This is a genomic window from Proteocatella sphenisci DSM 23131 (assembly GCF_000423525.1).
GTDB lineage: Bacteria > Bacillota > Clostridia > Peptostreptococcales > Filifactoraceae > Proteocatella > Proteocatella sphenisci.
The window spans coordinates 110,921-133,120 of the sequence record NZ_AUID01000003.1; the positions used below are offsets into that span (position 1 = coordinate 110,921).

General features: G+C 38.3%; 22 protein-coding genes, 1 tRNA gene and 1 riboswitch. Of the genes, 8 read left to right on the forward strand and 15 right to left on the reverse strand.

Going from position 1 to position 22,200, the window contains the following annotated elements:
- The 7 genes from G558_RS0102240 to G558_RS0102270 all read right to left on the reverse strand — a co-directional run bounded on the left by G558_RS0102240 (position 1) and on the right by G558_RS0102270 (position 5,972).
- Positions 1-789, reverse strand: coding sequence for a flavin reductase family protein (locus G558_RS0102240; RefSeq protein ID WP_028828719.1), 789 nt, complete (start codon positions 787-789; stop codon positions 1-3).
- Between the two features lie 119 nt (positions 790-908).
- Positions 909-998 (reverse strand) — tRNA-Ser (locus tag G558_RS0102245).
- A gap of 82 nt (positions 999-1,080) precedes the next feature.
- Positions 1,081-1,968, reverse strand: a complete 888-nt coding sequence (locus G558_RS12105; protein WP_051188409.1) for a TMEM165/GDT1 family protein — start codon at positions 1,966-1,968, stop codon at positions 1,081-1,083.
- A gap of 3 nt (positions 1,969-1,971) precedes the next feature.
- Positions 1,972-4,380 (reverse strand): ATP-dependent DNA helicase, encoded by a 2,409-nt coding sequence (locus G558_RS0102255; RefSeq protein ID WP_028828720.1) that lies wholly within the window; start codon positions 4,378-4,380, stop codon positions 1,972-1,974.
- 65 nt (positions 4,381-4,445) lie between these two features.
- Positions 4,446-4,808, reverse strand: a complete 363-nt coding sequence (locus G558_RS0102260; RefSeq protein ID WP_028828721.1) for a BlaI/MecI/CopY family transcriptional regulator — start codon at positions 4,806-4,808, stop codon at positions 4,446-4,448.
- Positions 4,809-4,968: 160 nt separating this feature from the next.
- Positions 4,969-5,517 carry a rubrerythrin gene (gene rbr / locus G558_RS0102265; protein ID WP_036931399.1) on the reverse strand — a complete coding sequence of 183 codons (549 nt, stop codon included), beginning with the start codon at positions 5,515-5,517 and terminating at the stop codon, positions 4,969-4,971.
- Positions 5,518-5,555: 38 nt separating this feature from the next.
- Positions 5,556-5,972 carry a Fur family transcriptional regulator gene (locus tag G558_RS0102270; protein ID WP_028828723.1) on the reverse strand — a complete coding sequence of 139 codons (417 nt, stop codon included), beginning with the start codon at positions 5,970-5,972 and terminating at the stop codon, positions 5,556-5,558.
- Positions 5,973-6,127: 155 nt separating this feature from the next.
- On the opposite strand from G558_RS0102270, the gene G558_RS0102275 reads away from it, so the two are divergent.
- From G558_RS0102275 to G558_RS0102295, 5 genes are all read left to right on the forward strand, one after another.
- Entirely contained in the window at positions 6,128-6,829 is a 702-nt protein-coding gene (locus G558_RS0102275; protein WP_028828724.1) for a response regulator, read from the forward strand.
- A gap of 22 nt (positions 6,830-6,851) precedes the next feature.
- Positions 6,852-8,675, forward strand: a complete 1,824-nt coding sequence (locus tag G558_RS0102280; RefSeq protein ID WP_028828725.1) for a HAMP domain-containing sensor histidine kinase — start codon at positions 6,852-6,854, stop codon at positions 8,673-8,675.
- Between the two features lie 96 nt (positions 8,676-8,771).
- On the forward strand, positions 8,772-9,308 hold the full coding sequence (locus G558_RS0102285) for a hypothetical protein (RefSeq protein ID WP_028828726.1): 537 nt from the start codon (positions 8,772-8,774) through the stop codon (positions 9,306-9,308).
- Between the two features lie 20 nt (positions 9,309-9,328).
- Positions 9,329-10,669: a hypothetical protein gene (locus G558_RS0102290; RefSeq protein WP_028828727.1), complete on the forward strand. Its 1,341-nt coding sequence runs from the start codon at positions 9,329-9,331 to the stop codon at positions 10,667-10,669.
- On the forward strand, positions 10,669-11,448 hold the full coding sequence (locus G558_RS0102295) for a hypothetical protein (RefSeq protein ID WP_028828728.1): 780 nt from the start codon (positions 10,669-10,671) through the stop codon (positions 11,446-11,448). The genes G558_RS0102290 and G558_RS0102295 overlap by 1 nt, the downstream gene beginning before the upstream one ends.
- A gap of 92 nt (positions 11,449-11,540) precedes the next feature.
- Here G558_RS0102295 and bioB read toward each other — a convergent pair whose 3' ends face one another.
- The 5 genes from bioB to G558_RS0102320 form a co-directional block, all read right to left on the reverse strand.
- Positions 11,541-12,245, reverse strand: coding sequence for a biotin synthase BioB (gene bioB, locus G558_RS12110; RefSeq protein WP_242825194.1), 705 nt, complete (start codon positions 12,243-12,245; stop codon positions 11,541-11,543).
- 25 nt (positions 12,246-12,270) lie between these two features.
- Positions 12,271-12,414, reverse strand: a complete 144-nt coding sequence (locus tag G558_RS14225; protein WP_242825195.1) for a hypothetical protein — start codon at positions 12,412-12,414, stop codon at positions 12,271-12,273.
- Positions 12,405-12,989: a biotin transporter BioY gene (locus tag G558_RS0102310; protein WP_242825196.1), complete on the reverse strand. Its 585-nt coding sequence runs from the start codon at positions 12,987-12,989 to the stop codon at positions 12,405-12,407. Before G558_RS0102310 ends, G558_RS14225 begins: the two co-directional genes overlap by 10 nt.
- A gap of 150 nt (positions 12,990-13,139) precedes the next feature.
- Complete coding sequence (locus tag G558_RS0102315) at positions 13,140-13,826, reverse strand: YjjG family noncanonical pyrimidine nucleotidase (protein ID WP_028828730.1); 687 nt, start codon at positions 13,824-13,826, stop codon at positions 13,140-13,142.
- 4 nt (positions 13,827-13,830) lie between these two features.
- Positions 13,831-14,673, reverse strand: a complete 843-nt coding sequence (locus G558_RS0102320; RefSeq protein WP_028828731.1) for an undecaprenyl-diphosphate phosphatase — start codon at positions 14,671-14,673, stop codon at positions 13,831-13,833.
- 198 nt (positions 14,674-14,871) lie between these two features.
- Between G558_RS0102320 and G558_RS0102325 the strand changes: the two genes are divergently transcribed.
- Positions 14,872-15,825 (forward strand): sulfurtransferase, encoded by a 954-nt coding sequence (locus G558_RS0102325; protein WP_028828732.1) that lies wholly within the window; start codon positions 14,872-14,874, stop codon positions 15,823-15,825.
- A 64-nt stretch (positions 15,826-15,889) separates the two neighbouring features.
- Here the strand turns inward: G558_RS0102325 and G558_RS0102330 are convergent, their stop codons facing one another.
- Positions 15,890-16,138 (reverse strand): hypothetical protein, encoded by a 249-nt coding sequence (locus tag G558_RS0102330; RefSeq protein ID WP_028828733.1) that lies wholly within the window; start codon positions 16,136-16,138, stop codon positions 15,890-15,892.
- A 168-nt stretch (positions 16,139-16,306) separates the two neighbouring features.
- A riboswitch (THF riboswitch) is annotated at positions 16,307-16,419 on the forward strand.
- Between the two features lie 8 nt (positions 16,420-16,427).
- On the opposite strand from G558_RS0102330, the gene G558_RS12115 reads away from it, so the two are divergent.
- On the forward strand, positions 16,428-16,949 hold the full coding sequence (locus G558_RS12115; protein ID WP_036931400.1) for a folate family ECF transporter S component: 522 nt from the start codon (positions 16,428-16,430) through the stop codon (positions 16,947-16,949).
- A 35-nt stretch (positions 16,950-16,984) separates the two neighbouring features.
- Positions 16,985-18,661 carry a formate--tetrahydrofolate ligase gene (locus G558_RS0102340; protein ID WP_028828734.1) on the forward strand — a complete coding sequence of 559 codons (1,677 nt, stop codon included), beginning with the start codon at positions 16,985-16,987 and terminating at the stop codon, positions 18,659-18,661.
- Between the two features lie 77 nt (positions 18,662-18,738).
- On the opposite strand, the gene G558_RS12120 is transcribed toward G558_RS0102340, so the two are convergent.
- Complete coding sequence (locus tag G558_RS12120; RefSeq protein WP_051188410.1) at positions 18,739-20,724, reverse strand: methyl-accepting chemotaxis protein; 1,986 nt, start codon at positions 20,722-20,724, stop codon at positions 18,739-18,741.
- Between the two features lie 202 nt (positions 20,725-20,926).
- The gene (locus tag G558_RS0102350; protein ID WP_028828735.1) at positions 20,927-22,081 is read right to left on the reverse strand and encodes a double-cubane-cluster-containing anaerobic reductase; all 1,155 of its coding nucleotides are present in this window, start codon (positions 22,079-22,081) and stop codon (positions 20,927-20,929) included.
- Positions 22,082-22,200 lie beyond the last annotated feature (119 nt).

Here is a 22,200-nt window from a genome sequence, read left to right on the forward strand (position 1 = left end):
TTATTTGTTTTTCATATGGCTATATTTATCTTTGCTCATTTTTTTGCTTTTTGCACTTCCCGGATTGGTCGGAGTAATGCTTTTGCCACTGTTTGCACTAAGGGTTCTGTTCTTTTTTTCTGTGCCTTTTTTTGATGATGGTTTGCCTGAGCCTTTTGATTCCATAGGCTTTCCGCTTCTTCCTATAGCTGATTTTTTGTTTGTGCTGTCACTGTTGTTTCTGATGTTTCCTCTTTTTTTATTTACTGAGAATCCAAATTTTCCAAGATTTCTTCCCAGCTCAAAATACTCTCCATGCAGATATGATACAAGTTCTGCCTTATCAAGCATTATTTTTCCATTACGGTTCACTATTGAGTCGTCTACATTTATTGCAAGTATTTCTGCAAGGAACATGTCATGACTTCCCAGTTTTATTACCTGTTTTATCTTACACTCTATAGATACTGGACTTTCTTTTATAGATGGCGCTGATACGTGAGTACTTTTTTCATATGTTAGTCCTGCTTTTTCCGCTTTGTCGTTTTTTGATCCGCTTATTACTCCACACAGGTCAGCTGCATAGACAAGGTCCTTTGTAGTAAGGTTTATGACGAAATCTCCACCTTTTTTTATCATGTCATGTGAATGTCTCTCCGGCTTTACCGAAATATATGTCGTTGGGGGCTTGGTGTTAACTATTCCTGTCCATCCTATAGTTATTATGTTTGGATTTTTCATGTCACCACATGATACCATTACTGGTGGTACGGCTCCAAATATCGTACCTGCCTTGAATTCTTTTTTCATCTTTTCTCCTGATTCTCTGTTTATAAATCTATTTTACAATTTGTTTTTCTATAGAAAAAAGCGGTATGAATTCTTTTCAGAAAGCTACCACATATTTAACATTAGTCATGTTTGATTTATGGCGGAGAGAGGGGGATTCGAACCCCCGATACAGTTGCCCGTATACACGCTTTCCAGGCGTGCTCCTTAAGCCACTCGGACACCTCTCCAGATATTTGATGACATTGTCACCAAATTATTCTACCATAAAACACAAGTTTTATCAAGCGATATTTATTTGTAAATTTCCTCCTATTTATCTGGAAATTTTCCCTGACACTCGCTCAGGGTCTTGGCGTTCTTTGGAGATGCTTTTTTCATTGACTCAAAGAACTGAATTACTCTTCCGGCATAAGGCACATCTGCTCCAATGTAGGACTTTGCGATATTTTCTATATCTAAACCAACCTGGCAGGAGCTGTCATGCACCTGGCAACGCCTGCATCTTGCTATGGCTTTTTCCAGTTTTGCACCGTAATATTCATCCCTGTTTTTCATGTTAAGCCCGTAAATCAGATATACCGCTCCTGCAAGTACTGCTGCGAAAGCAATCACCGGAACGGCTGTAAGATACTCTTTTGGAAGAGATTCTACGAGCCCTGCGATTCCAAATCCAAGGAACACTATGGCTGCGATGAATTTCATGGTGACTTCCGGAATCTTTTTGCCTATGAGCTTTCCTGCTATTATTCCGACAAGGCTGACTGCTGCCATTCCGGTCGTAGTTCCCAGAAGTGTTATAAAGGGGCTTGCTGAATCGAGGCCCAGGACCATTGCGCTCATCTGAGTCTTGTCTCCAAGCTCTCCCACAAAAAATGCAAGTGCTACGGTCAGCACCGGTCCAAATTTCAGTTTCTGGTCTTCTTCGTCTTCGTCCTCAAAGTCCAGTTTCATAGACCAGAGCCCAAAAAATATGAAGAGTACTGAAGCTAGTGTTTTTATAATGCTCTCAGATGCAAATCCTGATACCACGGATGCAAGTGCTATGGCTATCCCGTGGTTGAGGAATGATCCTGCCACGACGCCTGCCATGACCTGTCTCATCTTAAATTTTGTCGAGAATGCAAGCGCCAGAAGCTGGGTCTTGTCTCCCATCTCAGCAAGGAATATCAGTGTAAATGCGGTAAAAAATGTCGTCATAGTTTATTCTCCTGTGTTTGAATTCCAGAATTCTGAAAGCTCTGTTTCTATACTGTCCAGGCTTACTTTTCTGCATGGATAATAATCTGACGGCAGCAGTCTCTGATACTGGGGCTCCATATATCTCTCGTCTATGAGAAGTATGACGCCTTTGTCCTGAGCGGTTCTTATAAGCCTTCCCGCTGACTGAAGTACCTTGTTTATGCCGGGGTACAAATACGCATATTCAAAGCCCTGGTTTTTATGTTCTTTAAAATATCTGCTTATTATTTCTCTTTCGAGGCAGACCTGGGGCAGACCTACTCCTACTATAACTACTCCTATAAGCCTTTCTCCCTTGAGATCTATACCTTCTGAAAAAACTCCGCCCATTACGCAAAACCCTATATGGGTCTTTTGGGGAGAATCTTGAAATCTTTCAAGAAATTCATCTCTCTCCTGGTCTTTCATATTTGCGGTCTGCTCAAATACTATTATCTCTTCTTGGCTAAGGTCTGTGTATTTGCGCACAAAAACTTCAAAAACGGTATTCATATATTTATATGATGGAAAGAAAATCATGTAATTCCCGGTCTTTGAGCTTGTCATTTTTTGTATATAATCTGCTATTTTTTCGTAGCTGTAATCTCTGTTTTTGTATTTTGTAGATACGTCTGGTGCTATGAGTATCTTCCTGTTTTGGGGGTCGAATGGACTTTTAAATTCTGCAAGTACATCTTCTTCTTCATATGCAAGCAGGCTCCTAAAGTATTGTCCGGGTACAAGCGTGGCTGAAAAAAATACGGCAGATTTTCCCTGATTTATTGCGGTTCTTATTCTGATTGAGGGGTCCAGGCAGTAAAGTTTCATCCTTAAATATTTTTGTCCTTGTGCATACATAAGGTAGGTCTCATCATACATCTCTAATACTTTCATAAACCTGAGGGCTTCAAAATAGAAGCTGGTCAGTTTTTCGGTTTTTTCGTCCTGATTGTTTTCAAGCAGGTAATCTTCTATTTTGTTATTGAATTTGCGAAGATCTTCTCCCAGTTTTTCGGGTGCTTCTTTTTCCACCGTATTCAAGAGGGGCTCTCCATGAGAGTCTGTAAGATAGTTTTTCTTTTGCCTGGTGAGCGCTCTTGAAAGCTTGCTGAGTGCGTCTTCTACATTTTCTTCAAGCTCGCTTTTGCTGTTTTTAAAAAGGCTTTGCAGATCTTTTACATCTGCCTGGTCTATTACAGAGGAATACATCTCCCTTGCTCTTTCTGGAAGATTGTGTGCCTCATCTATAAGGAAGCTATAATCCTGAACCTGCTGATCTAATCCAAATAGCCTCTTGAGTGCTACGTTTGGATCAAATAGATAGTTGTAATCACAGATAATTATATCTGCTTCCATAGATAGGTCCAGCTGGAATTCGAAAGGACATATGGTGTGGTCTCTTGCATATTTTTCTACATTTTCTCGGTTTATGCAGTCCTGGTTTTGAAGCATGTCTTCTACGGCTGCTCTCATCTTGTTAAAATACCCTTTTGCGTATGGACAGTATTCTGGTATACACCTGGTCTTTTCCATAAAACATATTTTATCTTTGGCCGTTATTGTAAGGTATTTTATCCTGGCTCCATCTTTATTTATAAAATGCAGAGTATCTTCTGCAACTTTTCTTATGGTAGTCCTGGCTGTAAGGTAAAAGATTTTTTCACTGTCTTTTTCTCCCATGTTTTTGAGGGCTGGAAAAATCGTGGAAATAGTCTTTCCTATACCTGTGGGCGCCTGCAGGTATATATTTTTTTCATCTTTAAGTGCCTTGTATACTGCTACTGCCATTTCTCTTTGGTTTTTTCGATACTTTGGAAATGGAAATGCCAGTTCCTTGAGGCTTTTGTTTCTCTTTTCTGTCCACGATTTTTTCTCTCTCAGCTTTTTTTCAAATGCGGTGGTAAGCGTTTTAAAAAACTGACTGAGTTCTTGGAAGGTAAAGCTGTTTTCAAATATTTTTATTTGTTCTGTTATAACATGGCAGTAGGTAAGCCTTATATTTACAATGTCCAGACCATTTTGGAGGGCATAAATCCAGCCGTAGCATTTTGCCTGGGCTGTATGAATTTCTTTTTCCTCTATCATTTCAAGGGGTCTTTTGGTGGTTTTTATTTCATCTATGGTTACTTTTATAATCGAGTCTGCTTCTTCTCTTATTATCCCGTCTGCTCTGCCTTGGACTAATAGGTCAAAGTCTTCATATTCCTCTATATGCTTGAGGCTTACTTCGCTCTCATAATTGCTCGGGGCTTTTTCCTGTATTTTTTTGTGCAGCCTTATACCATCAAGTGCGCTTGCATTTGTCGTAAATCTGCTGTCTATATCCCCTGAGAGCAGGCTATAATTTACCAGTTCTTTTACGGAAATACTGTATCTTGTTTTCTTATTCATTTTTTCTCCAAATATAAAACAGCGGAGCATTGTCTTATGCCCCGCTTAATCAAAATCTAAGATTGTCAGCAGATTTTCTTTTCTTCTAGTATTTCTTTGAGTGATTCTATTTCTTCATCTTTAAAGTCTGCATGCCTCAGGTAAGTTTCAAAGAACTTTTTGAGCGATCCGCCATACATTTTTTCAATATGATCTTCTGATTCTGTAAATCTGACTTGATTCTTTGAAAGTTTTGAGGTCAGTATTGTCCTTTGCTTGTTAAGTACTCCTCTTTCTACCAGGCGCCTTATGACTGTATATGTAGTCGATTTGTTCCAGTTAATCTGCTCTGCGCACTTTTTTGCAAGTTCTCCTGTAGATATTGGTTCATTTTCCCACAAGATTTTCATCATTTTCAGTTCTGCATCAAATATTCGTATTTTCACCATATCTCTTTTCCTTTGACATTTTTTTAGTTGCACGTTCACTCTATCAGAATTTTTTGAAGTGGTCAATGCTTTAACGAACATATGCCATAAAAAGAATCCATAATAAACCGGTTCAGGGCATACTAGGGATTCTTTTATGGTTATTTAATTATTTTTTGTCTTACCAGTTTACAGATCTTATCTGGAAATGCGCTTGTGAATGATCACATACTGGACATTTTGGAGGTGCCTGAAGGCTCTCTACTATATAGCCACAGTTGTCACAATGCCAAAGCACTTTTTCTTCTCTTTTAAATACTTTTCCACTTTGAATATTTTGAAGAAGATCATTGTATCTGTCTTCGTGCTCTTTTTCTATTTCAGCAACTTTGGTAAAAAGGAATGATATATGGTCAAACCCTTCTTCTTTTGCTTCTTTTGCAAATGTTGGGTACATTTCATTCCACTCATAGTTCTCGCCTTCTGCTGCCTGCATAAGGTTGTCCACAGTATCAGCACTTATTCCTTCAAGAAGCTTGAACCACATTTTTGCGTGCTCTTTCTCGTTGTTTGCTGTTTCTTCGAATATGTTAGCAATCTGCACATATCCCTGCTTTTTTGCAACACTTGAAAAATAAGTATATTTGTTTCTCGCCATCGATTCTCCTGCAAATGCATCTAACAGGTTTTTCTCAGTTTTTGTACCTTTTAAGCTTTTTACTTCTGCCATTTTAATGTTCTCCTTTTTAGATTATATATTTTAGTTTATTACTGACATTTTTTTATGCAGTTCGGGCATATTCCTGTGAATATTATCTTATATCCGCTTACTGTAAATCCAGATTTTCTCAAAAATTCAGTATCCTGACTTGTTATTTTTTCTTCCAGATCTCCAGCTTCTGAGGAAATATCGTATACTTTACCGCAGTTTTCGCATTTTACGTGGTTATGGTTTGTAATTGTGTGGTCAAATCTGTCGGCCCCATCTACAACCATGACTTTTTTTATGACATCTTCTGCTACAAGCATATTGAGGTTCCTGTAGACGGTTCCCTTGCTTATGTTTTTGTAGGTCATTAATATATATCTGTATACTTCTTCTGCAGTAGGATGGTTTTTAAGGCTCTGCACTGCATCGAGTACAAGTTTTTTCTGTATTGTATTTCTTCTTTTTGGTGTATTCATTATTCCATCCACCTCCTTACTGAGAATAGTTCCTACTTAGTAGTATATTCATTTTTACTTGCTGTGTCAAGTCCATTTCTAAAATACTGATTTCTTTTTCTGTTTTTTGTGGTAAAATTAATTTGTATATTTGTATTAAAAACAAGGAGGCTTTTATGAGTATAATACTTATTATAGAAGATGAAAAACCAATTTCAGATATCATAAAATTTAATCTTCAAAAAGAGGGATTTGACATCCTTACCGCATATGATGGAAAGGAAGGCCTTGAATTGGCGCTTTCTGCTAATCCTGATCTTATCATACTTGATATAATGCTGCCTGGGATGAACGGTTTTGACGTATGTAAAAAACTCAGAGAAACTTCGAATGTTCCTATAATAATGGCCACGGCAAAAGAAGAGGAAGTCGACAAGATACTTGGTCTGGAATTTGGTGCAGATGACTATATTACAAAGCCTTTCAGCGTGAGAGAATTAACTGCCAGGGTTAAAGCAAATCTCAGACGTACTGCAATGCCCATAGTATCACCAGAAAGTGCAGAAAATGCAAAAGAACATATAAGAAGTGGCTCTCTTTCTATAAATGTTTCTAAATATGAGGTTACCAAATTTGGTGAGGCTCTGCCTCTTACTGTTAGAGAATTTGAACTGCTTAAGTTTCTTGCTACTCAGCAAGAGCAGGTGTTTTCACGTGAGCAGCTTCTAGAAAAGGTATGGGGCTATGAATACTACGGAGATATAAGAACTGTAGATGTAACCGTAAGAAGACTGCGTGAAAAGATAGAAGACGACTCTGCAAAACCAGTTTATGTAATGACAAGAAGAGGAGTCGGTTATTATTTCAAAGGTGAATAAAAGAATTAAGGGAGAATAAAGAGTGTTTAAAAGTATCCGCTGGAAACTAAGTATACTGTATTTTGTGCTTGTCTTTATTGCAATGGCTATAGTTGGAATATTCATAACCGACCGCCTGGAAGATTATAATCTGGACATTGTGCGTCAAAATCTGGTGTCTATATCCAATAACACGATTCGGAGCATTATCCCGGACTCCAGTCTTCCTGATGCAAAAGATTCTATACAAGACAGCATTGACATGATCACACTTCCCATAGGCTATAGCATATCCATAGTGGATTCACTCGACTATTCTATTATTGCGTCCTCAAACGACAGCTTTACGGGAAAAAACAGCCTTGATGTCCTGGACAGAAAGGTCATAATGAGCAGTCTCACCCAGAAGTCATATGAACTTGATATAGTTGATCCATCTCCAGGAAGCTCTATGGTTAAAATAATGGCTTTTTCATTTATAAACGATGCCAATGGGGGAGGTTATATAATATACTCAAGCGCAAGCCTTGAGGGAGTATATGCTTCGCTTAATACTGTAACTGATGTTTTTCTTACGGCCACGCTCATTGCCCTCTTTGTTTCGCTGCTGGTGGGTTTTCTTATATCTGGTTCCATAACCACCCCTATTAACGAACTCAATGCAAAGGCAAGTCTTATAGCCAAGGGAGATTTTTCACAAAGAGTCACCAATCATTCAAACGATGAAATTGGAATGCTGGGAAATACCTTTAACTATCTTACCAAGCGACTGGACAATACTTTGGTAGAGATTTCATCAGAAAAAAGTAAACTCGATGCAATTATAAACAATATGGCTGACGGCCTCATGGCTCTTGATGAACACGGTTTTATAGTGCTCTACAACAAGGCTCTTCTCAAGCTGCTTAAGGCTCGCGATATAGATATTTATGGTAGTTCTGTTCATGATATGTCCCTTCAGACAGGTGTTGGAATCTCATTTTCTGCCATTAAGAAATGTATCTTTGATGATAATTCAAACCAACTTATTATAAATGCCGGTGATGAAAAAATACTCAGAGTATCGCCTGCCTACTACAGTGACGATGCTAAAAAACAAACCGGTTTTATTCTGGTATTTCAAGACATTACCGATGCGCAAAGACTTGAAAATATGAGAAAAGACTTTGTTGCAAATGTATCTCATGAGCTAAAAACTCCTATAACTACTATAAAATCTTATGCTGAAACGCTTTCAAGTGGCATAGTTACAGAGCCTGAGACAGTAAGTGAATTTTTAATGGTAATCGAAAATGAGGCCGACAGAATGACTTCTATAGTAAGAGACCTGCTTCAATTATCTCATTTCGATTTCAAGAAAGCTCAGTGGAATTTTGAACACAATTCCATCAATGATATAATAAGGGAATGCATAGAGCATCTGAAAATATATTACATTGAAAAAAATCAGACTGTTAATTTTACCACCACAAATAATCCGAATATTCTCGTTGATAAGGCAAAAATAAAACAGGTAATACTAAACATTTTGTCAAATGCTATCAAATACACACCCGAGTTTGGAAATGTGGATATCTCGGTAGATACTGTGGATAATTTTGTAGATATCTATATCCGAGATGACGGTCTGGGTATACCCGAAGAGGACCTTGAGCAGATATTTGAACGCTTCTACAGAGTAGATAAGGGAAGGTCCAGACAGCAGGGTGGGACAGGCCTTGGGCTTTCTATAGCTCGAGATATTGTAATCGCTCACGGCGGAAAATTGAAGGCTTCTTCAGAAATTAACAAGGGCAGCATCTTCAAAATCAGCCTTCCTGTGGATAAGTCTGTGGCAAACCCGAATAAAGATGGTCTAAATGTGTAAATCATTTTTAACTGCAATGTAACTTGTTTGTAACATGACCATAGTATAATAAAATATGATGTAAGTATATATTAATGGAGAAAGGAGGTTAACTGAATGAAAAAAGTAATCAGATTATCTATAATGACAATGTTTATTTTTATTGCTTTTACTGCAATGTCTTTTGCAGCTCCAGCAGACAGCATATCTGCTGATACTGTTGAAAAACTTTCGGAATCATTTAATTCAGATCGCAGCGTAATAAATAAACCCAAAGACTTTGTTCTTGCTACCATAGATGACAACGTAATTATATCAGGAATGGGAAAAGAAGGAGACAAAATCTCTATCTCCCTTTATACAAGAGTTGATGATGAATACGTTCCTATCAAAGATTCTATTGAGGTTAAACTTGGAAGAATAGGTGATTTTATGGAGAAAATCTCCTTAAAGTATCAGACTTCCAGAATGCCTGTAGAATCCAAAATATCCAAAGATACCCTTGTAGTCCTTACTCTTAAGAGGGGTGATTCCTTTTTAAGAGATTATCGAGTAATCAAGGCTTCAGATGAAAAGGATCTTCAGAAATCTCTTAGTACCTTAAGAACTACAGGTTTTAGCACATTTTCAGCAAGCTCTGCTGTGAAACCTTAATTTTACTGAAGGACGACCATATGAATAAAAACCAGCTTAGAAATACATCTATTATATTTTTATTGATATCGTCAATGGTTCTTCTGTCTATAAGGTTTGAATTGTTTGTCTCACCCTCTTCAACAGCTTCAACAACATTTGACGCCATCGGAGTGGAAGGAATTTTAAAATCTTCTGTCAGACCCACATCTATAATCATAAGGTACACTACCAACAATGTAACTAAATTAGTAGATAAGGACGGATTTTATTATCAGGAGGCGCGCATTGTTCTAAGAGACTCTTTGAGTGATATAAGCGAAACTTCAGAAATTTCGGAAGTGGACTATCATGAAGCAAAGATTTCCAAGAGTATTGAGCTCGATTTTGAACCTGCTGTAAATCAAAGACTCCTCTATGGGAGTCTTTTTTTAGAAGACGGAAGCCTTGGCGATTTTGAAAACATCAGAGAAATTCTTATCCCTCTGGTTAATGACACCTCTGTATATATAATGACTGAAGATGCAAAATTCTTCAGACTTGCAAATAAAACAATAAACTACATGCCCTATGTCGATAATCTGAGCAAACTGAAATATTCAAAATACTACTCTCTTGGAGAGCTTTTTGATTCTTCGAGTGATGTTCTTATTTCTGACAGCGGAATAAATATTCCAAGCTATGAAACCACGTCGGCATTTAACGAAGAAAATTCGAGTTCCATACCAAAGTCTGTATTTTCATCAAGATATGACTTTGCCAACCGTATACAAGAGCTCGATGGCACTTTAATAACCTCCAACGACTATGGAAGAGAACTTTTAAAGATGTCTCCGGACGGAAGAGTTGCTTATAAAAACACTGATGTTCTGAGCAATCCTGTGAAAAATTCGATGACCAGCAGTCTTGTAATAGCCTATCTGTTCATAGACAAGTTTAATGTTAATAATGATGTTTATGTGGTTGAGGATGTTGTCGATTTTAGTGAAAATGGGACAAATGGATATACCTTTGTTTTTGCACCCCGTATAGATGGTCTTAGGGCTTGTCTTGAAAATAACGAAGTAAATACTGAAGTAAGTGTAGCAAACGGTAAGGTTTACAGCTTCAAAGGAATTTTCAGATCTTATGAAAACAATGAAGATAAGCCAGCCGATGATTCAGATGACTATATTTTCAATGCACTGGATGTGCTTAACCTGAATTATGACTATATAAAGTCCACGGTAAAATTCAAGGATAATCTTGAACTTTTTAACAAAATTTCCCTCATAGACCTTGTATATGTATATGGCCAGGACCTTAGTTATACTCCTGCCTACAAGATGATTATAGCTGGAAAGATATTCTACTTTTCAACCCTGAATGGGGAGGTAATTTAATGAACTGGAACAAAGCAAAAAACTACCTGATCATAGCCCTTGCTATTCTTAATATATTCCTTGTTATAAGCATCTTTAACCATAACAACAACGTATCTATAGACAACATATATTTTTCAAAAAAATCAATGGCTGATTTTCAAACTATGCTTGACCGTAAAAATGTAAAGATTACTACGCAAATCCCTACAGATGTATACAATACGGGAACGGTAAACGTAGAATACCAGACTATTAATGCCTATGCCTACCCCCTTCTTTTTGAAGAGTACGATGGCAAAATCAACGTGAATTCTCTCAAAAAATTAGTAATAAACAACAGCGACATTCTTATTGAAGATACGGTAAACGCAGAAAATTTTGCTAATAGATTTATTTCCAGATATCTGAGTGACTACACATACGAACTACGAAACTATACTAAGGAAAATGGGATTATTACCTTTTTTTACAACCCTATATATGACGGTTTTGCCTATGAGGAAAGTGAACTTAGGTTTGTATTCTCTCCCGAAGGCATGAAAATAGTTATGATAGTAATGAGGCCGCTCGATGTGTCTGCTACAAGTACAAATGTCATAACCAGCGTAGAAGCCATACTCAAAGCCTTTCCTTCAATGAAGGAAAACACCGTTATAAGCAAAATAGATTTTATATACTATTTTGATACAGTTTTGGCAGAAGATCTTTATAAGGTCAAGAATGCACGCGCATTCCCCTGCTGGAGGCTTATAACCTCAGACAATGAGTTGTTTTATGTACCTGCACTTGAAAATTAGTGCAATTAATAATGCTAAATTGGATTTAATATAATAAAAAAGCTCAGCCCAAAGGACATGTGTTTTCCTTCTCCGGGCTGAGTTTTTGTTTTCTAAATTTTATAACCAAGGCTTTTTACAAGCTCTCTATCACTCGCCGTTCCAAGACCTGCGGTAGTAAGCATATCGCCTATAATAGCTGCATTTGCACCTGAGCAAAAGCTTCGCTCACCTCTGTCTCTCAGGAGGCTACGTCCACCCGCAAGCCTTATCGCAGCGCCCGGAAGAATAAAGCGAAATATCGCTATAGTCCGTAGAATTTCTTCTTCGCTTAGGGGTAAATTATCTTCAAATGGAGTCCCCTTTATAGGATTAAGTATATTTACAGGTACAGATTTTATGTTCAGATTTCTAAGATCAAGCGCCATATCTATCCTGTCTTTTATATCTTCTCCAAGCCCGATTATTCCTCCGCTGCACACTTCAAGTCCCACGCGCACCGCATCCTTTATGGTATTTATTTTATCATCGTAAGTATGCGTAGTGCATATCTGAGGAAAGAATCTTCTGCTTGTTTCCAGGTTGTTGTGATACCGTTTTACTCCTGCGTTCTTTAGACTTATAAAATCTTCGTATTCAAGCAATCCATGAGAGCTGCACAGATACAAGTCTGAATTTTCGCTAAGATTCTTATATATTTTACAAACTGCATCCAGATCCGAAGCACTTAATTTTCGGCCAGAAGTTACAAGAGAATACCTTCTTATACCCTGTGATTCATTATGCTTTGCATCCTTTAATATATCCTCTTTTGACATCAGAGGATATGAATCTGAGGAAGTCTCAAAATGCGAAGACTGAGAGCAGGTCTTCGAGCGGTCCATTGTAAAGCAAAAGCGCTTCTTGCATATTTATGAGGTGGCCACTGATTACCTTATCTTTAAGTGTATTTGCAAAGGTTTTGTTTCCTTGTCCGTTTATTTCCATGAACGCCTTTCCTTCCTTATTATCGGAACAAGTCTCGTTCCAAGGAACCCGCATATAATGCACGTAGTTATATCTCCAGGAAGAAAGACTACAAGCCCGTATGTGAGGACTGCTTTGGCTCCCATGGGGTTGTCCATAATGAAGTTGCTTATCATGTATAAATAAGGTACCCCTGCAAGATATACTGCGCAAAGCCCCGCAAGGCTGGCCCCCACGATTTGAACAAATCCCGGTTTTTCATATCTTTCGATTATTTTCCCTGTAATATAGGCCCCTGCTATAAATCCTAAAAGGTAGCCAAACGAAGGCTGAAATATATATCCTATCCCTCCGCCCTTTGTAAATACAGGCAGTCCTATGAGTCCAATAGCAACATATAAACCTGCCGATACAGCTCCCAGTCTGGACCCCAGAAGTATCCCTGCCAAAGTGGTAAACATCAGCTGCATTGTAAAGGGTACGTATGGCACCGGAACTTTTATGAATGCTCCTATTGCAATAAGTGCTGCAAATAGCGAACACAGTATCATTTCTTTTGTACTTATCCTGCTTTTTAGTCTTGCTGCCTTCTCCAAAATAAACCTCCTGAATTGTCATGTTTCTAAATGTTTTTCCTGATCATTTTTTCTCATTATATAACTAAAGAAAACTCATGTCAACTAAAAATATATTTTAGTTGACATGAGTTTATTATAGTGAAATCTCTTTGAAAAATATTTTGCATTCTATTTTTTTACAATATTAAAAATCTCATTGAGTGATTTTATTTCGTAGTTTGGAACTATTTCTGAGGCTTCTTCTCCAAATCGGTTTAGCCAGCACGTGTCTATTCCCACGTTAATACCCCCAAGGATATCGGCACCTAGAGAGTCTCCTACTATAAGCGTCTTTTTCGGATCATACTCAGGAATCTCAGCTGTAACTGTTTCAAAGAATTCTCTCATGGGTTTTTGATATCCTATGTCATCTGAAACGAATATCTTGTCAAAATACCTGTTCATATTTGCATCCGAAAGCCTCTTGTACTGAGTACTTGAAACTCCATTTGTAACGACGTACAGGAGGCATTTTGAGTGCAGATAGTCCAAGACTTCGCAAGCCCCGTCTACCTGCTCATGCTGCATATCAAGGTAACTGCGGTACTTTTGCTCCATCTGAACACCATCCACCTCAATTCCATATTTTTTGAACAGCATGGTAAACCTGTTGGTGAATATATAGTCCCTATCCGTATCTCCCTTTTCAAAATCACGCCAGAGCATTTTATTTATTTTCCTGTATTCACTTATTATGTGACTGTTTTGCGGTGCTCCAATTTCGCCAAGAAGGCTCTTTAGGGCTACTTCTTCTCCTCTTTTAAAATCAAGGATAGTATCATCTACATCAAACATTATCGTGTTATATTTTATCATATTATTAACCTGCTATCATAAAGTATGCTATAACTGCTATACCTAAAACTATCCTGTAATACCCAAAAACCTTAAAATCATGTTTCTTTATATATCCCATGAGGAATTTTATGGCCAGTACTGAAACTGCAAAAGCTGTCACCATTCCTGTAGCAAGTATTATTGTTTCTGATTGCGTAAATACCAGTCCAAATTTAAGTAGCTTGAGCAGGCTGGCCCCAAGCATTACGGGTATGGCAAGAAAGAACGTAAATTCTGCTGCTACGGTCCTTGAAACACCTATGAGTATGGCCCCTACGATAGTCGCTCCAGAACGTGAGGTTCCTGGTATTAGTGCCAGCACCTGAAAAATACCTATTATGACCGCTACTTCATATGTTATCTGAGCAATTGAATTTATCCTTGGCTGTTTTCCTTTGTTTTTTGTCTCAATTACAATAAAGAGCACTCCATAAATAATCAGTGTTACTGCTACGGTCTGGTAATTATAAAACATTGCATCTATCTTATCATCAAATGGAATTCCTATAAGCGCTGCCGGGAGAACTGCGATTATTACTTTGAACCACATTATCATGGTATCTTTGTCAAGGACAATCCTGGCCTTGGAGTCTGCGATTTTTTCTTTTTTAAATGGAAAAAGTTTATTCCAGTATAGGACTATGACTGCGAATATGGCTCCAAGCTGTATTACTACAAAAAACATCTCTTTGAAGGCATCTGAAACATTTAGCCTTACAAATTCATCCACAAGTATCATATGGCCTGTACTGCTTATTGGTAGCCATTCGGTCAGACCTTCTACTACCCCCAAAAGTATTACCTTAAGTATTTCAATAAAATCCATCTTTTATCTCCTTCATCCAATGTATATTCCAAACAAATAATTATAGCATATACACTGTTTTTTGTGAACCATTATAGACTAAATCTATTGATAGTATGGGATTTTTCTATTAGACACTTTTAAATGCGTACGATAAAATAAAATTTGGTACAGATATTTATTCATGCTAAACTATATATATTAAGGAGATTATAAATCATGAAAAAGAAATTAATATTTAAAGCTCTAATCACTATTCTTTTGTTAATGCTTGTATTTACAGGTTGTACATCTAATGATAGCGGGGAAGTTTCTCCCGAAGGTGAAACAGATACTGTTTCTGATGTTTTTGTAGGAGATAAAATTGTAGATATTGAGTATGTAAAAGCAAATATGAACAATGATAATTTTATGGCTATTGATGCCAGAGGCCCTGAAGCCATAACAAAATCAGGTTCTCTTGAAAACGCCACCGGTGTCATATGGCAACAACTTTCAACAGTTGCAGATGGAAAATCAGGAGACGCTAACTGGGGAGTTGTCCTTGATAAGGAAAGATTGTCCTCTGCACTTTCTGAAATCGGAATTACAAGAGATAAGGATATTGTAGTATTTGCAGATACTCAAAAAGGCTGGGGAGATGATGGAAGAATTCTTTGGACACTTACTCTTGCAGGATATGATAATGTCAAAATCCTTGATGGTGGTATATTAGCTATTGAAAATGCAGGGCTTAATACTTCAAAAGAACCTGCCCCTTATGTACCTGCTCAAGTAACTATAGACAATATGGATTTGACTTCTAGCATTGATACTGATGAACTTGAATCTCTAATAGCTGATGACTCAGTTAAGATAATTGATACAAGAGATATTTCTGAATATGACGGTGCTGCAAATTATGGTGAAAATGCAGGTGGCCATATTCCAGGATCTATAAGCATAAACTTTTTGGAACTAGTAAAAGAAGACGGTACTCTTAAATCTAATGCTGATATAGATGCTATAATGAGCGCCAATGGTATAGCAAAAGATGATTCAATAGTGACATATTGTACTGCAGGAATAAGATCTGCCTATATGCAGCAAATCCTTGAGATGAACGGGTACACAAATGTAAGAAATTACGATGAATCTTATTACAGATGGTCTGAAATCAACGAGGTTGAATAGTTGTCTTTTTTTAAACTGATAAAACAGGCTATTGGAAAATTTCCGATAGCCTGTTTTTAAAAGTCTAAAACTTTAATTTTTTGGAGCATTTTCTTACTGCTTTTTCGTATTTATCCGGTGCAAATACTTTGCAAAGCGTGTATATCCATGTGGTCCCAAAGATCCCCCACAGCATGCCTTGTTTTTTTCTAAAGAATCTGAAGAAGTGAACACCTGTGATTATCCCAAGAGTGAAAACGCATATCTTGAAAAATGCAAAATCCATTACATCAAATCGCTTTACGCCCTTCATTCCTCTGTCTATAATTTTCATAACCATACCTCCTTATACCTAACAAATACCCAATCGATACAAAAAGAAAACGTTACAACATTTTTATGAGTAAATTATACCACATAGTTCCGAATATTTGGAAATATTTTGTTAAACTTTATTGCTTTTTATTGCAATATCACTCCTTGTTAGTCTATAATGAAATTGTGCAGAGTAGGTATTATGCGTAAAGTGCTACAGAGATGGGAAGTTGCCTGTAGACGAAGGACATACTCAAATTTTAAGGGTTTTGTCTGCGATATTGTACCGCATCCGCTGAGGAGGAAAAATGAATAAAAAAAACAATACACAAAGTATTGTATTTAGTGGGCTGCTTGTGGCTACAAGCATTATCTTTACGAGGTTTCTTGGTTTTATGGCTCTTGGAGGTGCTGTCAGGATAAGCTTTGGTGGACTGCCTATAGCGCTTGCCGGCGCACTTATGGGTCCGTTTTGGGGCGCAATGACTGGACTGGTAGCTGATTTACTTGGCGCTACGTTGTTTCCACAGGGACCATTTTTTCCAGGTTTTACGCTTACGGCCGCACTGTCTGGTCTAATACCGGGACTTGTGCTCTATGGGCGAAAGCCTTCAATAAGATTAATTGGTCTTTCGAGTATACTGAGCGCGGTTATCTGCTCTCTTATCCTCAACACTTTCTGGCTTACCATACTGCTTAAAAAAGGGTTTCTGGTACTTCTTCCTACAAGAATCGTATCTGCCCTTGCCATAGCATTCATTGAAGCCATACTGCTCAAGGTCTTGCTGTCTGCTTTCAAGGGACGTTTTGGAAAAACTGGAAGAGCTTGATTTCTGGTATATTTTTGTGAATTTAGGAGGATATTATGGAATTTAAATCTGATATTGAAATCGCACAAGAAGCGGTAGCTCTGGATATACGAAAGATAGCTGAAAAAATGGGACTAACTGAAGACGATCTGGAGCTTTATGGGAAATACAAGGCAAAACTTGACTACAACCTGCTTAAGCAACCGGGAGGCAAAAAAGCTAAGCTTATACTGACTACTGCCATAAACCCTACTCCCGCAGGAGAAGGTAAGACTACCACTACCATAGGACTTGCCGATGCTCTTTCGAAGCTTGGAAAAAATACTATGGTTGCTCTGAGAGAACCTTCTCTTGGACCTGTTTTTGGAGTTAAAGGCGGAGCTGCCGGCGGCGGATATGCTCAGGTAATCCCCATGGAAGATATAAATCTTCACTTCACAGGGGATTTCCACGCTATAGGTGCTGCAAACAACCTGCTTGCGGCCCTTATAGACAATCATATCCAGCAGGGCAATGCGCTTGATATAGATACAAGAAGAATAACATGGAAACGCTGTATGGACATGAATGACAGACAGCTGAGATTTATTACTGACGGACTTGGAGGAAAAGCAAATGGAACTCCAAGAGAAGATGGTTTTGATATAACAGTGGCCTCAGAAGTTATGGCTGCATTTTGCCTTGCAAATGACATATCCGATCTCAGAGAAAGACTTGGGAAGATTATAATTGGATACTCACGATCAGATAAACCTGTTACTGCCAGCGAATTAAATGCTAACGGTGCTATGGCGGCTCTGCTTAAGGATGCCCTTAAGCCTAATCTTGTACAGACACTCGAGGGAACTCCGGCTTTTGTTCACGGAGGACCTTTTGCCAACATAGCTCATGGCTGTAACTCCGTAATTGCAACAAAGATGGCCATGCATTTTGCAGATTATGTAGTTACTGAAGCTGGATTTGGAGCAGATCTTGGAGCTGAGAAATTCCTTGATATAAAGTGTCGCATGGCCGGAATCAAGCCTGATGCCGTGGTAATAGTGGCGACAGTGAGAGCGCTTAAATATAACGGTGGTGTAAAAAAAGATGATCTTGGAACAGAAAATCTGGAGGCTCTTGAAAAGGGACTTCCAAACCTGCTCAAGCATGTTGAGAATATAACTCAGGTATTCAAATTACCTGCAGTAGTTGCAATAAATCGTTTCCCTCTTGATACTGAGGCTGAACTCGACCTTATAAGAAGCAGATGCAAGGACCTTGGCGTCAATGTAGCTCTTTCTGAGGTATGGTCAGGCGGTGGCGCAGGCGGAAAAGAACTGGCGCAAAATGTGCTCGACCTGATTGAAAACGGAACAAAGGACTTTGAGTATGCATACGATCTCAAAATGAGTATAAAGGATAAAATAAATGCCATTGCAACTAAAATATACGGTGCAGATGGCGTAGATTTTCTTCCTCTTGCTCTCAAGCAGATACAAGAAATAGAAGACCTTGGTTTTTCAGATGTGCCAATATGTATGGCCAAGACCCAGTATTCTTTGACTGATGATCAGACAAAACTTGGAAGACCTGTCGGTTTTAGAATAACTGTAAAAAATGTAAAAATCTCTGCAGGCGCAGGATTTGCGGTTGCTATGACAGGAGACATTATGACTATGCCAGGACTTCCTAAAGTTCCTGCTGCCAACAGGATCGACGTTGATGAAAACGGAAAGATCTCTGGACTGTTCTAAAAATATATAAGATAAAAAATCACTGGAGCTATATATGGCTCCAGTGATTTTTTTTGTATATTTTATATTTTTGTATTTTATATTTGGTTGAATTCTCTGCCTTCTTTAAGAGTAAACTTTTCAACTTCTTCTTGAAGCATCATTGCCTGTCCTGAAAGCTCCTCACTCGCCGCAGCGCTTTGCTCTGCTGTTGCCGAGTTAGACTGTACCACAGACGCAATCTGATCAAGGCCTGCATTTATCTGCGTTATAGCTCCTGCCTGATCCGTCGACGCGCTCGTAATCTCACTTACAGCCTCAACTACTTTCTCTGCATTTTCAACAACGCTGCCTATGGCTTTTGCTGTCTCTTTTGCAATCAAAGTACCTTCTGAGACTGCTCTCACAGTATCTTCTATAAGAGTTGTGGTGTTTTTTGCAGCTTCGGCTGATTTTCCAGCAAGGTTTCTCACCTCGTCTGCTACTACTGCAAATCCCTTTCCTGCAGAACCTGCTCTTGCAGCTTCTACCGCCGCGTTGAGTGCAAGTATATTGGTCTGGAAGGCTATATCTTCTATGACCTTTATTATCTTGTTTATCTCTCCAGATTTTACTGAAATATCTTCTATTGCACAGACCATATCGTCCATTTTTGCTGTACTGTATTTAAGTTCTTCTCCCACACTTGATGCTACCTTGTTGGCATCTTGGGAATTTTTTGCATTTTGCTGGATCTTGTCTGATATTGCACTTATTGATGCTGCCAGTTCTTCTATTGAGCTTGCCTGCTCTGCTGCTCCTTGAGCAAGTGTCTGTGATCCTGAAGATACCTGGTCTGCTCCAGCGCTCACCTGGTCTGATGATCTTTGTATAACTGAGAGCGTATCGCTCAGCGACACTGCAATATTTAGTATAGATGCTTCAATAGGTGCAAATACTCCAGGGTATTCCAGGTCTCTGTGAAGATCGAAGTATCCTTCTGAAAGTTTTTCGAGCCCTCTTGTTGCATCTTCTATAATGGTTTTGGTAGTAGATGACATCAGCCTCATACTGTCGGCAAGATTTCCTATCTCGTCCTCTGACTGGTAGCTGATATCTATGTCATAATCTCCCACTGCCATCTTCTGAGCCGCTTCTTCAACTTCTTTGACTGGTCTTACTATGCCGTTTGCCAGCTTTGTGATTATGAATGCTGCTATTAGTAGTGCGGCTATTGATATGGCTATGCATATCATAGCCGCATTGTAGCTCAGCTGCATAAATTCGTCCTTCTCGACGTTTACCCCAACTGTCCAGCCAGTTCCCTCTATAGGGGTGAAAAATACAACCTTGGTTACTCCGCCATATTTGTACTCTCCTTTTGCATTTTCTCCACTTGCTGCCGCTGATTCTATAGCTGCAAGGGCCTTGAGCTGAGGATCTATATTAGCACTCTTTATAAGATTCTCCTGCTGGGCAACAACTTGCTCATCTTTATGAGCTATAGTTGTTCCTTCTTCGTTAAGTATATAGGCTCCTCCAGTTTGTCCTACCTGGACTTTTGTGACAATTCCAGAAAGGAATGCTCCATCTAATTTGCAAACCAAAACTCCTGTTATTTCTGTATTGTAAATACCGTCTTTCCAAATTGGAGCGGACACAAATACTATTTGTGATCCTGAGTCTATTGAAGGAGAAGATATGTACGTTGTTCCTTTAGATGCCGATTTGAAAAACTCTGTGTCTTGAATATTTTCACCTTTAAGAGTCTTTCCACTCAAATCCGATATATCCATGTCCACAAGTTTGTACTTTTCTATTTTACTGTCAATTATTTTGATTTTTTCCTCTTTAGATGCGTCCTTACTTGAAAACATTAATATGGTTCCTAGCTCTTCAATAGATCTTTTTGTTGCATTGAGGCGATTTTCTATAGCCAATGCTGCGGTAGATGAAGTCTCCTCCATAATTTCATACATAACTTTTTCCGTACTTTTGATGCTCATGATACTGAAAAGTGTCGTCACTAAACCTAGCGAAAGCAGCAATACTACTAGCGTCACAGCCATAATTTTATTTTTAATGCTGTTCATTTTGATCTTCATTTTCCCCTCCAATAATAAAAAAACAATCAATGCCTGAGCAAACCCCCAATCTTGACAGGTATTTGCTCTTCATTATAACCCATTGCGATGTATGAATTCAATAGATTAAGCTGAAAATTTTATTTTTTTGAATAATAAAAAAAATTTGAAAAGCGCACCGGATTTTTCCGGTGCGCTCCCATATTATAACAAGTGTTTTTTATTAGAGCATTTCTATGAATGCAGTCATCCTTGTGTTAAGCTGGCCTATATCCGACTGAGAGTAGTCTGTCTCTATACTCATATAAGGTATTTCTTTTTCACCATTTACAAAACGTTTTATACTAAGAGTCTCTACCGCGTAGGTATGGCATGCCTGAAGTATCACATCTATCACCCCGTCTGCCTGATACTCATCTATCATTCTCCCTAAAAGATCTATCCTGTTTGGATTTGGAGTCATGCATGAACATCCAATGCTAAGATATTTCTCAGCAAGAGCATCATATACATCCTCGTTGGTCTCGTCTACCAGCTTGTCTATGGCCTTTGCTCCCATACAGTTTTCAAAGGCAACTACATATGCTCCATTTTCTTCGATGGCTTTTACAACCTTCTCGGTAACTCCGCCTATTGGGCATCCTGTAACTACTATCCTTGGCTTTGGATCTAGTCTTCTGCCTTGTTCATATTCTTTTTTTACTCTCTGAGCCAGTTCATTTACTTCTTTTATAGTATCGTTTTTATCAAACTTGAATGTGCTCCCGTACAATACTTTAAGGATATCCATCCCTGTCATAGCAGGTGGATTTAGCTTCCCTATTTCGTACATGTTCTTGAGAGCTTTTCTTTCATCGTTCTTAAGTTTTATGGCTTTTCTTATATCTTCTTCTTTTATCTCTACATCAAATTTCTTTTCCAGGATTCCCTTTAGCTTTATTATCTCACTTTTCCAAAGATCAAATCCTTCTTTTGTAGCCTGACTGTTTGGAAGCTCCATCACATGAACGTCCTTGAATTCTCCAAGGTATTCATACATTTTCTTTTTTCCGTCACATGTAGTCTCTCCAACTACTATGTCCGAGAAGTAAAAAAATGGACACTTGTCAGTCTTGCCAAATCCGTAGCTGGATTTTATAAGCGGACACAGGTTTTTTGGAAGGTCTGCTTCCGCCTCTTGGATTGTCTCGTCCGATGTGGCACAAAGGGATACCACTGCAGCTCCAAATGCAAGTGGAAGCTCCTGAGGCATATATGTACAAAAAGTCCCTACCATAGGCACGTTTTTTTCTTTCAGATTTTTAGCTGCTATAAAGCCGTTTCTCCTGGCCTCTGCAAATTCATCAAATATCTGCGGAAGTTCTTTTCTAAGATCCATTTTACTTCTCCTTTTTTACACAAAATTCAACATAAATATATATCTTCAGTGAACTTTATTTTATCCTAGGCGTTTGTAAGTGTCTAATCAAAATAAGGCATAGTATCAATAGATAAATA

Bases quoted from the DNA above. Each gene is read 5' to 3' on its own strand.
- G558_RS0102290 (WP_028828727.1), top strand. From the start codon at position 9,329: ATGAATAAAAACCAGCTTAGAAATACATCTATTATATTTTTATTGATA.
- G558_RS0102340 (WP_028828734.1), top strand. From the start codon at position 16,985: ATGGAATTTAAATCTGATATTGAAATCGCACAAGAAGCGGTAGCTCTG.
- G558_RS0102260 (WP_028828721.1), bottom strand. From the start codon at position 4,808: ATGGTGAAAATACGAATATTTGATGCAGAACTGAAAATGATGAAAATC.
- G558_RS0102240 (WP_028828719.1), bottom strand. From the start codon at position 789: ATGAAAAAAGAATTCAAGGCAGGTACGATATTTGGAGCCGTACCACCA.
- bioB (WP_242825194.1), bottom strand. From the start codon at position 12,245: ATGTCAAAAGAGGATATATTAAAGGATGCAAAGCATAATGAATCACAG.
- G558_RS0102275 (WP_028828724.1), top strand. From the start codon at position 6,128: ATGAGTATAATACTTATTATAGAAGATGAAAAACCAATTTCAGATATC.
- G558_RS0102285 (WP_028828726.1), top strand. From the start codon at position 8,772: ATGAAAAAAGTAATCAGATTATCTATAATGACAATGTTTATTTTTATT.
- G558_RS0102325 (WP_028828732.1), top strand. From the start codon at position 14,872: ATGAAAAAGAAATTAATATTTAAAGCTCTAATCACTATTCTTTTGTTA.
- G558_RS0102255 (WP_028828720.1), bottom strand. From the start codon at position 4,380: ATGAATAAGAAAACAAGATACAGTATTTCCGTAAAAGAACTGGTAAAT.
- G558_RS12105 (WP_051188409.1), bottom strand. From the start codon at position 1,968: ATGACGACATTTTTTACCGCATTTACACTGATATTCCTTGCTGAGATG.
- G558_RS12115 (WP_036931400.1), top strand. From the start codon at position 16,428: ATGAATAAAAAAAACAATACACAAAGTATTGTATTTAGTGGGCTGCTT.
- G558_RS0102270 (WP_028828723.1), bottom strand. From the start codon at position 5,972: ATGAATACACCAAAAAGAAGAAATACAATACAGAAAAAACTTGTACTC.
- G558_RS14225 (WP_242825195.1), bottom strand. From the start codon at position 12,414: ATGGAAATAAACGGACAAGGAAACAAAACCTTTGCAAATACACTTAAA.
- G558_RS0102315 (WP_028828730.1), bottom strand. From the start codon at position 13,826: ATGATAAAATATAACACGATAATGTTTGATGTAGATGATACTATCCTT.
- G558_RS0102295 (WP_028828728.1), top strand. From the start codon at position 10,669: ATGAACTGGAACAAAGCAAAAAACTACCTGATCATAGCCCTTGCTATT.
- rbr (WP_036931399.1), bottom strand. From the start codon at position 5,517: ATGGCAGAAGTAAAAAGCTTAAAAGGTACAAAAACTGAGAAAAACCTG.
- G558_RS12120 (WP_051188410.1), bottom strand. From the start codon at position 20,724: ATGAAGATCAAAATGAACAGCATTAAAAATAAAATTATGGCTGTGACG.
- G558_RS0102330 (WP_028828733.1), bottom strand. From the start codon at position 16,138: ATGAAAATTATAGACAGAGGAATGAAGGGCGTAAAGCGATTTGATGTA.
- G558_RS0102320 (WP_028828731.1), bottom strand. From the start codon at position 14,673: ATGGATTTTATTGAAATACTTAAGGTAATACTTTTGGGGGTAGTAGAA.
- G558_RS0102350 (WP_028828735.1), bottom strand. From the start codon at position 22,081: ATGGATCTTAGAAAAGAACTTCCGCAGATATTTGATGAATTTGCAGAG.